Source organism: Streptomyces sp. NPDC005202, from assembly GCF_040608235.1.
Classification (GTDB): Bacteria; Actinomycetota; Actinomycetes; order Streptomycetales; family Streptomycetaceae; genus Streptomyces.
Genome location: NZ_JBEXHW010000031.1, coordinates 75,060 through 87,705 on the forward strand (window position 1 = coordinate 75,060; position 12,646 = coordinate 87,705).

8 protein-coding genes and 1 pseudogene are annotated in these 12,646 nt (G+C 73.1%); 2 read left to right on the forward strand and 7 right to left on the reverse strand.

Translation table 11 applies throughout. The features are described from left to right. The 4 genes from ABZV31_RS30905 to ABZV31_RS30920 form a co-directional block, all read right to left on the reverse strand. Positions 1-1,214, reverse strand: a 1,214-nt coding sequence (locus ABZV31_RS30905; RefSeq protein WP_355900194.1) for an ABC transporter ATP-binding protein, incomplete at its 3' end; no start/stop codon positions are given. Positions 1,215-1,378: 164 nt separating this feature from the next. Continuing rightward, the gene (locus ABZV31_RS30910) at positions 1,379-2,137 is read right to left on the reverse strand and encodes an NUDIX hydrolase (RefSeq protein WP_355900195.1); all 759 of its coding nucleotides are present in this window, start codon (positions 2,135-2,137) and stop codon (positions 1,379-1,381) included. Positions 2,138-2,267: 130 nt separating this feature from the next. Further along, the gene (locus tag ABZV31_RS30915; protein WP_355900196.1) at positions 2,268-4,193 is read right to left on the reverse strand and encodes a glycogen debranching N-terminal domain-containing protein; all 1,926 of its coding nucleotides are present in this window, start codon (positions 4,191-4,193) and stop codon (positions 2,268-2,270) included. Between the two features lie 462 nt (positions 4,194-4,655). Beyond that, positions 4,656-6,206 carry a DUF4192 domain-containing protein gene (locus ABZV31_RS30920; protein WP_355900197.1) on the reverse strand — a complete coding sequence of 517 codons (1,551 nt, stop codon included), beginning with the start codon at positions 6,204-6,206 and terminating at the stop codon, positions 4,656-4,658. Positions 6,207-6,444: 238 nt separating this feature from the next. Here ABZV31_RS30920 and ABZV31_RS30925 point away from each other — a divergent pair, with 238 nt between their 5' ends. Then, the gene (locus ABZV31_RS30925; protein WP_355900198.1) at positions 6,445-8,610 is read left to right on the forward strand and encodes a RecQ family ATP-dependent DNA helicase; all 2,166 of its coding nucleotides are present in this window, start codon (positions 6,445-6,447) and stop codon (positions 8,608-8,610) included. Between the two features lie 781 nt (positions 8,611-9,391). Further along, positions 9,392-10,006 carry a hypothetical protein gene (locus ABZV31_RS30930; RefSeq protein WP_355900199.1) on the forward strand — a complete coding sequence of 205 codons (615 nt, stop codon included), beginning with the start codon at positions 9,392-9,394 and terminating at the stop codon, positions 10,004-10,006. Positions 10,007-10,290: 284 nt separating this feature from the next. Here the strand turns inward: ABZV31_RS30930 and ABZV31_RS30935 are convergent, their stop codons facing one another. The 3 genes and pseudogenes from ABZV31_RS30935 to ABZV31_RS30945 all read right to left on the reverse strand — a co-directional run. Then, positions 10,291-10,920, reverse strand: a complete 630-nt coding sequence (locus ABZV31_RS30935) for a hypothetical protein (RefSeq protein ID WP_355900200.1) — start codon at positions 10,918-10,920, stop codon at positions 10,291-10,293. Between the two features lie 68 nt (positions 10,921-10,988). Then, positions 10,989-11,690 (reverse strand): ribonuclease HII, encoded by a 702-nt coding sequence (locus tag ABZV31_RS30940; RefSeq protein ID WP_355900201.1) that lies wholly within the window; start codon positions 11,688-11,690, stop codon positions 10,989-10,991. 82 nt (positions 11,691-11,772) lie between these two features. Continuing rightward, positions 11,773-12,273, reverse strand: a pseudogene (locus ABZV31_RS30945) (TetR/AcrR family transcriptional regulator); the annotation flags it as partial. Positions 12,274-12,646: the final 373 nt, after the last annotated feature.

A 12,646-nucleotide genomic window follows, 5' to 3' on the forward strand; every position in this document is an offset into this window, starting at 1 on the left:
CCCGAGGTGACGGACGAGCCTTTGGGACCAGCGGTGACGGATGGGCTTTCGGGACCGGTGGGGCCGGATGCATCCTCAGGACACATGGCGACAGATGTGTCCGACTCGCGCGCGGTGTTGTCGGTGGTGGTTGTCGCAGGCTCGGGCAGTGCCGCGCCATGCGGCATTCCGTCGCCGGAGGGGTGAGCGTCGCCGAACCGGCGGTTTCCGGCGGGCTCTCGCTGTCCGGCGAGCGGCGTGTCGGCGGGCGCCTGCCGCTTCTCGGCGGCCGACGACGCCGCCGAGGATTGGGGCTCCCCCGCGGTCTGTGTCGCGCCCGACGGCGTCGATCCGGCGCCGGGCCCCATGTCCCCGACTTCATCGGCGAGTTGGTGGACGAGGATGCCGTGACGGAATGCGGCTTCACCGACATCGGCGCATGTACTGCCGTACACGGACAGACGGTTGCCGTCCTCCCGTACGACTTCGACGGAGCGGTGCGCGGTACGGGCCTCCTTGGTGAGCAGCGCCGCGAGGCGGGCGGCGTGCGGGCTGCGGACGGCGACACGGGGGCGCAGCCGGGTGCGGGCGAAGTCCGCGGCCTCCTGGTCGGCGACGAGCCTGCCCTGCTCGAGCGTGACGACGTGGTCGGCCGTGCGCGCCGCCTCCTTGGGGTCGGCCGTGGTGAACAGGACCGTGCCGCCCTGGGTCGCGTGGGCCCGCAGCATGCCGTGCAGCCAACGGCTTTCCCGGGTGGAGAGTCCGTCGGCCGGGTTGTCGAGCACCAGCGTGTGCGGATCGGACAGCAGCATGCAGGCCAGGCCCAGACGGCGGTCGATGCCGCGCGACAGGGTGCCCAGGCGCTCGTCGCGCAGGCTGACGAGGCCGACGACCTCGAGGACTTCGTCGGCGCGCCGGGCCGGGACGCCCGCCGCGGCGCACAGCATGCGCATGTGGCCGCGGACCGTGCGGGAGGGATGTCCGGGGACGTCGCCCAGCAGGACGCCGACCTCGCGCGACGGGTGGGCGATGCGGTGCAGGGGGCGGCCCCTGAAGTAGGTGATGCCGCGGCCCTGTTGGAGTTCGAGCATGAGTCGGAGCATCGCCGTCTTGCCCGCGCCCGACGTTCCGAGGATTGCGGTGACACGCCCCTCGTGCGCTTCGAAGGAGACATCGTCGACGGCAGGCGGAAGGTCCTTGCGGTGGTCGCTGGTCAGTCCGAAGGCCTGGATCACCCGCAGCAAGATAGCGCGTTATGTCCGTTTTTTTCGGGTATCGCGACACCCTTTCGGTAATTGTTGACGCCACCAATCGGTCCCTTGTTCGCCGCTCGCAAGAAAGATCGGTTCGCGGGGCGGCTGCTCCGGGGCCCGCTCGCCTCCTTGCCGAGTGCTCGCTGTCAGACCTCGGGGCGCAGCATCGGCGGGTTGAGCAGGGTGGCACCGCCGGCGCGGAAGAGCTGGGCCGGCCGGCCGCCCTGGCGGGTGGTCGTGCCCCCGGTCGGCACCAGGAAGCCCGGGGTGCCCGTCACCTTGCGGTGAAAGTTGCGCGGGTCGAGGGCCACGCCCCACACCGCCTCGTAGACGCGCCGCAACTCGCCGACTGTGAACTCGGGCGGGCAGAACGCGGTCGCCAGCGACGAGTACTCGATCTTGGAGCGGGCGCGCTCCACCCCGTCCGCCAGGATCTGGGCGTGGTCGAACGCGAGCGGCGCCAACGGCTCGCCGTCGCGGCCGTATCCGCCCTGCTGCAGCAGCTCCTCGACGGGCGCCCAGCGCGCGTTGCTGGCGTCGCCGCCCGCCCGCGGTGCGGGCAGGTCGGGAGCGAGGGCGAGGTGGGCGACGCTGACCACGCGCATCCGGGGGTCGCGCTTGGGGTCGCCGTAGGTCGCGAGCTGCTCCAGGTGGGCGCCGTTGTCCTGGGCGGGGGCGGACGGATCGTGGGCGCGCAGTCCGGTCTCCTCTGCCAGCTCGCGCGCCGCGGCCTGCGCCAGGTCCTCGTCGGCCCGTACAAAGCCGCCGGGGAGCGCCCAGCGCCCCTGGAAGGGGGGCTCGCCCCTGCGCACCGCCAGCGCGCACAGGGCATGGCGGCGCACGGTCAGCACGACCAGGTCCACGGTGACGGCGAAGGGTGGAAAGGCTGACGGGTCGTAGGGCATGCGGCGATCATAGTCGTCTGCCTGACGATAAACACTCCCTTCCTCGGTCGCATCGATGGCTGATCCACTTCGGTCCGCCACGGGTGTCACGGTGCGCTTCTGCCGTTCTCCGGTGCCGCGTCATACGAGGTCACACTCCCAGTTGCAATCCGTCGGCCGCTTCCTCGACGAGGGCGAGTCCGAGCCTGCTGACCCTCACCGAGAAGGGGGAGCCGGCGACCCGCAGCCCCGTGAGACCGACTTCGCCGAGCGGCGCGCTGCGCACGGGGCGGAGCGTGACCGTCCCGGCCGGGGCATCGGGGCGGATTCCCGCGAGGGTGGTCAGCAGCAGGACCCCGGCCGCCGCCGCCGTGGCCGAGGGGCGGCAGGCCGCGGGATGGGGAACGGGGGCACTGCCGTCGGTGCGCTGCTCCCCGGCATACATCTCGGGCAGCCGGTGTCCGAAGGCCTCGGCCGCCGCCAGGACGCCTCCCAGCAGCGAACCGGCCTCCTTCTCGTAGCCTGCGGCGGCCAGGCCGGCGACAGCGACGGCCGTCTCCTGGACCCGTACGGCGCCGGCGCGGTGGCCGAACGGGTTGTACCCCGCCTCCTTCGCGGCGAGCCCGCGCAGCCCCCAGCCCGAGTCCATGGCTGTGCCTCCGAGCAGCCGGGCGAGCTGTTCGGTCTGCACCTTGTCCAGCAGTCCGGGCGCCTGTTCGCCCCCGCCCAGCAGGCCGGTGTCGAGGAGGTGGACGGCGGCGGCGCCCAGGTGGGGCAGGAGGCGTCCGTCCGGGGCACGGGCGACGGCCGGCCTGCCGCCGCCGCGGTCCTCGACCCAGAAGTCCTCCCGGAACGCCGTTCGCAGCTCCTGCGCCCAGTGGCGCAGCTCGGCGGCGCCCGGTCGGCCGAACGCGTCGAGCAGATCGGCGCCGAGCAGTGCCGCACGGTGGGCGTGGGCCTGCGTCTCGCAGCGGGCGGGACCGCCGGGCAGCGGGGCGCACAGGTACGTGCCGTCGCCCACGGCCGTCCGCAGCCAGGTCAGACAGCGCTCGGCCGACGGCAGCAGTTCCTCCGTCTCGTGCTCGGGAAGTCCCCAGCGGCGGGCCTCCGCGAGCAGCGCGGGGAAGAGCAGGGTGGCCTCCGTGCCGGTGCAGTCGGGCGGAAGGTGTGGGCCGGCGTCCCGCCGGGGCCCGGGGATCAGGCCGGACCGGGCTCCGGGGACCGTGAGTTGGGTGCGGGCGAGGGTGCGCAGCGTGCCTGCCGCGAGCCGGGTGCCGAGGGGCAGCGCCATCCGGGCCGCGGCGAGCGCTTCGGCAGGGGCCAGGCCGCAGCGCCAGGGCGCCCCTGCCGCGAGGTGCAGGTCGGCGGGATGCGTCGGATCGCGCAGCAGCAGCGCCCGGAGGTCTTCGATGCCGGTGCGCAGCAGCGCCTGGGCTCCGGGAGCGTCGCCCGTGGCCTGCGCGGTTGCGAAGGGGCTCGTCGCGGCGCGGCCAACGGCCCGGACGGGTCCCGCGCCGTCCTGTCGTACTCGCAGCTCCACGCTCGCCGTGCCGCCCGGGGGCAGTTCGAACTCCCAGCGCAGCAGTCCCGCGGAGGCCAGCGCGTCCGCGGGCGGCGGGTCGGCCGTGACCGACGCGCTTGCGGCGGCGCAGGACCAGCGCAGGCCCGAGTCGCGGACGCTTGCGGGGAGTTCGCCGCCTGCCCGGCCGGACGCGATCGTGGTGAGGTCCGCGAGGTCCGTGCCGAGGGCCACCTCAAGGGGCAGGCGCAGTGGGCGTCGGGCCGCGCTGTGCAGCGTGATCCGTTCCGTGCCGTCCGCGTCGCGCGTGCGTTCCACGACCACGTCCGGGTCCGGGCCCGTGCCCGAGCCTGGGGAAGCACGCAGGGTGCCCACGAAGCGGGCGCGGTCGGCCGCGGTCATCCGGGCCTGGACGGTGAGCGGTTCGCGTCCGGCGACCCGCACCTGGCAGCGGGAGAGCAGGCGCCGACCCGCTCGGTAGAAGCCCTCCAGCCCACGGCCGTTCAGCTGTCCCTGCGCGGTGGAGATCGCCAGCCCGGGGAGGGCGACGCAGATCATGGCGTCATTGGTCGGGGGCAGGTCCACGCAGCGGCGCGGGACCGACCGTGATACCGGCGACCGGGCGTTTCGCGGGGCAGGCGGAGACGAGGGCAGGTGGTTGCCCCTGTCTGCCGCGAGCAGCGGAGGGCTCGTACCTCCCTTCGAGGACGGTACGGGGCTGCCGGAGGCGGCGGGGTCGCCGGCGGCGGAGGGCGGAGTCGGCTGGGGCATGGGGGCTTCCTCTGCGCTCTGTGGGCCTCGGGCGTGTTCGGCGCCTGGCGCGGGCTCCGAAGGGGCAAGGGAGGTGCGGCGGCCCGCCTCGGCCAGGCGTTCCGCCACTCAGGTGAACGGAGCGGGGCTCGTCCGGGTCACGCTCGTGGCCGGGGAAGCCGACCGATTGGCGGCCGGGCGGAGGAAGCGGCCCGCCGATGCGGAGGGGGCGGCATCGAGCGAGTCGGGCGCCCCTTGCCCACTGGTCGTTCACCTGTTCCCCTCGGGGACGTCGCTGCCGGGGTTCTCGCCTGGCCTGCCGACGCCTCGGCGACGTGCAGCGCCCTTCGCCGATGTGCGCGGACGAGTGCGGCCCGCCGACCGGGAAGGGTCCGGGTGCGTACTGTCGGCTCGCGACGCTGCCGGGCGGGTGCCGTCCGGCCGTGGAGTGGCCGGCCCCGGGCCGTCCGCCCGGGTCCGGCGTCGACGACGGGGCTGCGCTTCCGGCACCGATGACGGACAGATCTGGCCGGCGCCGGTCGTATGGTGCGGCGCCGCAGCGTCCACGTCCTCGACGGCCGCGACCTCCCCGTTCTCCCGGGGCTCGGCGTCCCCAGCGTCCCGGGCGTCGGCCCCTCCGGCTTTCGACCGCGCACGTTCCTCGCGCTCCGCGCGCAGGCAGCGACGGACCGATTCGGGGTCCAGGCCCTCGTTGCAGGCCTGGTGCAGGAGACGGGCGAAGAGGTAATCGGGGTCTGCGCCCAGTGCCATGGCCAGGGATTCGCGGGCCTCGAGGTCGTCACCGGTCGACCAGGCGACCCAGCCGGCCAGCGTCAGCGGCGCCGCGGCGTGCTCGCCGTACGGGCCGACGCAGCGGCGTGCCAGGGCCCGCCACAGCCGGAGCGCCGGACCGGCCTCGTCACCCTCCATCCACTCCGCCGCGCGGTCGCGTGTCGTACGGTCCTGCAGGCCGAGGATCAGCGCTGCGGCTTCCTCATGGTGGAGCAGGTCGTCGTCGTGGAGGTCCGCGGGGGCGATGCCGGTGACGAAAGGCGCTTCGGCGTACCGCCACATGACACGCTCGGCGAGCTCCAGGGTCTCCTCGGCCACCGCCGCGCGGCTCGCCTCGTCGAGGATCCTGGGCACCAGGGCCCTGCCGGCGGCGTCCAGGGCGATCTCCTGCTCCAAGGCCGCGGAGGTCTGCCAGGGAAGCAGCCTGGCCCTCAACTCGCGCAGGCTGCCACGCACTTGGATCCCGGCATAGGTCGCCGCGGCGGCCAGCACGGAGGTGCCGGGCAGGCCCATGGGCAGCCCCTCGCCGGGGCAGCATCCTTCGGTCGGGCAGCAGTACGACCAGAAGCGGCCGTCCGAGATGCACAGTGCCTCGATCACGGGGACGTCGAGGCGGCCGCACTCCGTGCGCAGCTTCTGGGCGAGTGGCTCCAACCGCTGCCTGACCTGGAGCCCCGACTCACCCGCGGCCGGCTCCTGGCAGAGGAAGGCGACCATCTGCTCGGGCTTGGCGCCCCTGCGCTCGCTGCCCGTGATCAGGCCGTGGGCCAGCTGCCGGGCAGCAGACGGCCAGTCGTCCTCGCTCGGGGGGATTCCGAGCCTGGCCCGGCCGCCGAACCGGCCGTGTCCGCCCCGGTCGTGCAGGGCGACCAGGACGATACTGTCCTCGGGCCGGTACCCGAGCAGATACGGCAGAGCGTCGGCGAGCTCGGCCGGGGTGCGGAGAGTGACCTGGTGTTCGGGGCCGTGTCCGTCGTACGTGATGTCGCCGTGCCCGGAGGATCCCGTCGTTTCGCTGTGATTCGTCATGCGCCGACGATCTCGCGGAACAGAAAATTCCGCTTTGCCCTGTGGATAACTCCGACCAGGGACACGTCAAGTCCAGCGGGCGGGCGTCACGGCGGGGCCGATGCGGTCCGATCCGGTCCGGCTCGACAGGATGGACGACTCGCTCGGGCGCGGCAGCGCAGCCGGCGCCGACCACACCTCCCGCGCCGCCGTCCCGGCTCGTGTCCCGTTGTCAGTGGCGTCCTGTTGTATGGGACGCATGGAGCACACGAGCAACGCGGACCTCCGGGCGGCGGCCGATGCGGTTCTCGCCCGTCTCGTCGGCGACGGCACGGGCACGGCCCGGCTGCGCGAGGACCAGTGGCGGGCGATCGAGGCACTGGTCGCCGAGCGGCGCCGAGCCCTGGTGGTCCAGCGCACGGGCTGGGGCAAGTCCGCGGTCTACTTCGTGGCGACCTCCCTGCTGCGGGCGCGGGGCAGCGGCCCCACCGTGATCGTCTCCCCGCTGCTCGCGCTGATGCGCAATCAGGTGGAGGCCGCGGCCCGCGCCGGTATGCACGCCCGGACCATCAACTCGTCGAACACCGAGGACTGGGACACCGTCCAGGGCGAGATCGCCGCCGGCGAGGTCGACGTCCTGCTGGTCAGCCCGGAGCGGCTCAACAACCCCGACTTCCGCGACCAGGTCCTGCCCAAGCTCGCCGCCGCGACCGGGCTCCTCGTCGTGGATGAGGCCCACTGCATCTCCGACTGGGGGCACGACTTCCGCCCGGACTACCGGCGACTGCGCACCATGCTCACCGAGCTCCCGCCGGGCGTCCCCGTCCTCGCGACCACCGCCACCGCCAACGCGCGCGTGACCGCCGACGTCGCCGAACAGCTGGGGACCGGCGGCGCCTCGGACGCCCTGGTGCTGCGCGGCCCGCTGGACAGGGAGAGCCTGAGCCTGAGCGTGCTGCGGCTGCCGGACGCCGCGCACCGGATGGCCTGGCTCCCCGACCACCTCGACGATCTTCCCGGGTCCGGGATCGTCTACACGCTCACCGTGGCCGCCGCCGAGGAGGTCACCGCCTTTCTGCGGCACCGCGGGCACGCCGTCGCCTCCTACACGGGCAGGACGGAGAACGCCGACCGGCAGCAGGCCGAGGACGACCTGCTCACGAACAGGGTCAAGGCCCTGGTCGCCACCTCGGCGCTCGGCATGGGCTTCGACAAGCCCGACCTCGGCTTCGTCGTGCACCTCGGCTCGCCCTCCTCCCCCATCGCCTACTACCAGCAGGTGGGCCGCGCCGGGCGCGGTGTCGAGCACGCCGAGGTGCTCCTGCTTCCCGGGAAGGAGGACGAGGCGATCTGGGAGTACTTCGCGTCCCTCGCCTTCCCCTCCGAGGACCTGGTGCGCCGTACCCTCGACGTGCTCGCCCGCGCGGACGGCCCGCTGTCGCTGCCCGCTCTGGAGCCCCTGGTCGAACTGCGCCGTTCCCGTCTGGAGGCCATGCTCAAGGTCCTCGACGTGGACGGGGCGGTCCGGCGGGTCAAGGGCGGCTGGGTCGCGACCGGCCGACCGTGGACGTACGACGCGGAGCGCTACGACTGGGTCGCGCGGCAGCGGAAGACCGAGCAGCAGGCGATGCGCGAGTACGCGGCGACGACGGGCTGCCGGATGGAGTTCCTGCAACGCCAACTGGACGACGAGAGCGCCAAGCCGTGCGGCCGCTGCGACAACTGCGCGGGCGCCCGCTTCACCGCGGACACGTCCACGGCCGCGCTGGACGCCGCGCGCGTGGATCTCGGCAGGGCCGGTGTCGAGGTGGAGCCCCGCCGCATGTGGCCGACGGGGCTCCCGGCGATCGGCGTCGATCTCAAGGGACGTATTCCGGCCGGTGAACAGGCCTCGACCGGGCGGGCGTTGGGACGCCTGTCGGACATCGGCTGGGGCAACCGGCTGCGGCCGATGCTCGCGCCCCACGCGCCCGACGGCCCCGTGCCGGAGGACGTGGCGAGGGCCGTGGTGGGCATGCTCGCCGACTGGGCAAAGGGTCCCGGCGGCTGGGCCACGGAGGCGGCGGACGCGCAGCCGCGCCCGGTCGGCGTCGTCACCGTCGCCTCCCGCACCCGGCCCCGCCTGATCCAGTCCCTGGGCGCGCACATCGCGGAGATCGGCCGGCTGCCGCTGCTGGGCACCGTGGAGTACACCGGGGACGCGCCCCGGGTGTCCCGCAGCAACAGCGCCCAGCGCCTCAAGGCCCTCGACGGGGCCCTGACCGTGCCGCCCGCCCTGGCCTCCGCCCTCGCCGAGACCCCGGGTCCCGTGCTCCTCGTCGACGACTGCACCGAGACCGGCTGGACCCTCGCGGTCGCCGCCCGCCTGCTGAGAAGGTCTGGTGCACAGGGGGTGTTGCCGCTGGTCCTGGCCGTGCGGGGCTGAGGACCGGTGACACCGGGCACCGCTCCGCGCATGCGTCCCCAACTGCCCGCCCGAGCAGGGACACCGCGTAGGGCTCCACGCGCACATGCCCGCCCGAGCAGGGACACCGCGTAGGGCTCCACGCGCACATGCCCGCCCGAGCAGGGACACCGCGCAGGGCTCCACGCGCACATGCCCGCCCGAGCAGGGACACCGCGCAGGGCTCCACGCGCACATGCCCGCCCGAGCAGGGACACCGCGTAGGGCTCCACGCGCACATGCCCGCCCGAGCAGGTCCGGCATTGCTCAGTACGCGCCTGCCTGGCCGAGCAGGGCCGCATCGCTCGGCACGCGCCTCGCCCGCGCAGGCCCGGCATTGCTGCGCACGCGCCTACGTGGCCGAGCTGAGCCCGGCGCCGCTTCCTGCGCATCCCTCCTGAGCCGGCGCCGCTACCGCTCCGCGCAAGTCGTGTACTCCGGCACGGCAAGGCGCCCACCCGCGTGCGGTGGTGTGCCGGGGCGTGCATCCCTCTGGACCGCTTACGCCTTCATGACGTAGGAACGTGTCGGACTCGAACGCCTCCGGCGTCGTACGGCAACACAATGGGTAGGGATATAAGCCACGGGTCACCCGATAACAGTCGGTGGACCCAATTGCTCGTTGCCGCATCCAAGTTCGACAGGAAGAATTGAAGTCCGCTCCCGCACGGCTCGGCCGTGATCCGGTAGGGCTCTCCTGCGGTGTGCGCTCCCCCGATTCCAACCCCGCCCGCAGTGTGGGCGCGTAGCCGAAGGGAGGACCGTGACCTTCGGATTCGCTCCGTCCTCGGCGGCATCGTTGTCGACGTCCGCCGCCTCCGCCACTCGCGTGCTCGAACCCGCGGAGTGGGCCGCTGCGGGCATCCCTCTGCTGCGCAACCCCAGGGAAGTCGTCACCGGACTGCACGCCCGGCACCATCCCAGGCCGGCGACGGCCGTCGTCGCGGTTCTCGACCCGGACGAACGGCTGCGGGCGAGCGCCTCGTTCACCCCTCGCCCGGCCCCTGCCGACGGCTGGATGTTCCGCAACGCGCTGCTCTCCCAGCTGCGTCGGGTCATCCCGCACGATCTGCGGCGCCGGACCCCGGTGCGCACCGCCGTGCTGCTCTACTGCCGTGAGGGCGACGCGCGTTGGACAGAGGAGGACGGCGCGTGGATGTGGGGCCTGCGTGACGCCTGCACCCTGCACGGGCTGCGCTGCGGGGCGTACATCACACTGACCCGGGACGGCTGGCAGGTCCTCGGCGAGGACCGCGGCGGTCGCCGCCCGAACGCCGACTCGGCACCCGAACCCTTCGGCACCTCCGAGATACCGCCGCCGCTGCCGCGCACCGGAGGCGCCGCCTCGGAGGTCCTGCGCCGGGTGGCAGCCCGCTGACACCGTCGGGATGCTCCGCCGGGGCCTTCCTGCCGTCGGCGCCCCTCGCACGGCGCAAGGGGCCCCACGGCAACACCCCGCGCCCCGCCCGTACGACGACCGGCGGTCCTCTCGGAGAGTGAGGCCCGCTGTCGGAGCGTGCCGGAGGCATGCGGGCGCGGACCGCCCGCGGTCATCCGCGCACGCCGAAACCCCCGCCGTGCAGTGGCGCCACAAGGGCGCCTGTCACCCTCGACGTCCCTCCGGACGTACAGAGCAGAGCCCCCGGACGTCCCGGAAGCGGCTCAGACGCCCGCGCCCAGCACCGAGTTGATCTGCTGCGGGTCGCCGCAGACGATCAGCAGGGCACCTGCCCGGGCGTGGGCCAGGGAAAGGGCCGCGGCAGCAGCGGCGTCGGGACCGCCGTTGATGGCGACGACGACCACGGGACGGGACGTGGCGCGGGAGGCCACGGCGGCGTCGGCGTAGAAGACGTCGTCGCCCGCGTCGTGCTGCGCCCAGTAGGAGGCTTCGCCGAAGGACAGCTCGTGGGCGGCCCACGGGTGCGGCTCGCCGGTGGTGATCACCAGCACGTCACCGGGGGCGCGGCCCGACTCCAGGAGCAGGTCGACCGCTTCCTCGGCGGCGTCGAGCGCGCCCTCGGCCGAGGCCGGGATCAGCTGGATCTGCGGGGTCGCCGAGGCCGCGGGGGCAGCCGGACCCGCCGGCCCGGGCTTGGCGGCGGCCACTTCCCGCGGCGTACGTTGCACCTGCGGCGTGGGCCGCAGGGGACCGGGACGACCGGGGCGCGACGGAGCCGCGGGGCGGGGGCCGGGTACGGGACGGGGGGTCGGCGCGGTGCGGCCGGTGGCCGGAGTGGCGCGGGGACCTTGGGCACTCTCGTGAATCTGAGGCTCCTCGGGAATGAGAGGCATGGGCTGATGTTTATCAAATGTTGGTACGGCCCGCGTGGGCGGGTGGCACATCGGGGCGAGCGGAATCGTCAGAAATCGAAGCCGAGCTGACCCTCGATTTCCGGAACGCCTCCGTCCGCCCAGACGCGGACCTTCTTGAGGTGCCGCCACCGGGGCAGCGCATCAAGATACGCCCACGACAGCCGGTGGTACGGGGTGGGTCCCCGCTCCTCCAGCGCGGCCTTGTGCACGGGCGACGGATACCCGGCGTTGGCCGCGAAACCGAAGTCTGCATGGTCGATACCCAGTTCGGCCATCATTTTGTCGCGGTGAACCTTGGCGATCACCGAGGCAGCCGCTACGGCCACGCACGACTGGTCGCCCTTGATGACCGTACGAACCCTCCAGGGGGCGCCGAGGTAGTCGTGCTTCCCGTCGAGGATGACCGCGTCCGGCCGGACCGGCAGTGACTCCAGAGCGCGCACCGCCGCGAGGCGCAGCGCGGCCGTCATCCCCAGGTTGTCGATCTCCTGCGGGGAGGCATGCCCGAGGGCGTACGCCGTCACCCACTTCTGCAACTCCTCGGCGAGCTCGGTGCGCCGCTTGACGGTGAGCAGTTTGGAGTCGGTGAGGCCCACGGGGGGCCGGCGCAGTCCGGTGACCGCCGCGCAGACGGTGACAGGGCCGGCCCACGCACCGCGCCCCACCTCGTCGACACCGGCTATGACCTTCGCTCCGGTTGTGGCCCGCAGGGAGCGCTCGACGGTGTGAGTAGGTGGTTCGTAGGGCATGGCGCCCTTAGCGTACGCCGACCGGATCCCGCTGCGACACCCTGGTTTCCCCCAGCAACCTCACCACCCTCCGGGCCCGCGCTCAGGAGTCGCTCGGCCGCAGCAGCGGAACCATCAGCTGGTCGATCAGCTCTTCGAGATCCTGATCGTTCCATTCGCTTCCGCGCATCTTTGAGCGGTACATCATCATGGCCGGGATGGCATCGAGGACGTAGTCGTTCGCCGCGTCGGGCCGCACCTCTCCTCGCTCTATTCCGCGGGTGATCACTTCGCGAAGAAGCTTGACTGTCGGCTCCACGACACCTTCGAAGATCACACCGTGAAAGCGCTCCGCCTGGGTGGGATCGCACTCGTGAATCACTGCGCGAAGCGCGGACCCAGGGCGCGAGAACATCGCCTCACGGGCCTGGCGGCACAGCGCGAGCAGATCCTCGCGCACGCTGCCCAGGTCCGGCGCCGCTTCGACGCGCGGCAGTCCGGCCTGCAGGGCGTCCGCGACGAGGTCCTCCTTGGACGGCCAGCGACGGTAGACGGCGGCCTTCCCGGTCTGGGCGCCTGCGGCCACGCCCTCCATGGTGAGGCCCTTCCCACCGGCAGAACCATTCGCCGTCGGTGTGCAGCTCCAACGCACCGATGCGATGTTCAGCCGCACCGTGGATGATGACCCCGTCCTTGCCCCCTGGTCCACCAGGGCTTTCTCCAAGCGGATCGCGCCCCAGAACATCGACGGCCAGTCCCCGCTTGCGGCCCTGCGGACCAGGCCCTGCAACGGCAGGGGTCGCTCACCTCCGTCTCCATGGACAGCGGTCGCAGCCGTCGGCCGTAGAACTTGGAAGACGCGGAGGCCCCGCAGGTCAAAGACGACGCTGTTGGTTAATTCGGGGCCGGGCGTGACGTCGGCCTTCAAGACCTGGTTGTGGTCTTGAAGGCTGACGTTGTCGTATGGGGTGGGTGCG

Excerpts from the sequence above, each read along its gene's own strand:
- ABZV31_RS30915 (WP_355900196.1), bottom strand. The coding sequence starts at position 4,193 with ATGATCTGCGTCGCCCTCCCCGGGCTGGCGATCTCCACCGCGCAGGGA.
- ABZV31_RS30910 (WP_355900195.1), bottom strand. The coding sequence starts at position 2,137 with ATGCCCTACGACCCGTCAGCCTTTCCACCCTTCGCCGTCACCGTGGAC.
- ABZV31_RS30940 (WP_355900201.1), bottom strand. The coding sequence starts at position 11,690 with ATGCCCTACGAACCACCTACTCACACCGTCGAGCGCTCCCTGCGGGCC.
- ABZV31_RS30935 (WP_355900200.1), bottom strand. The coding sequence starts at position 10,920 with ATGCCTCTCATTCCCGAGGAGCCTCAGATTCACGAGAGTGCCCAAGGT.
- ABZV31_RS30920 (WP_355900197.1), bottom strand. The coding sequence starts at position 6,206 with ATGACGAATCACAGCGAAACGACGGGATCCTCCGGGCACGGCGACATC.
- ABZV31_RS30925 (WP_355900198.1), top strand. The coding sequence starts at position 6,445 with ATGGAGCACACGAGCAACGCGGACCTCCGGGCGGCGGCCGATGCGGTT.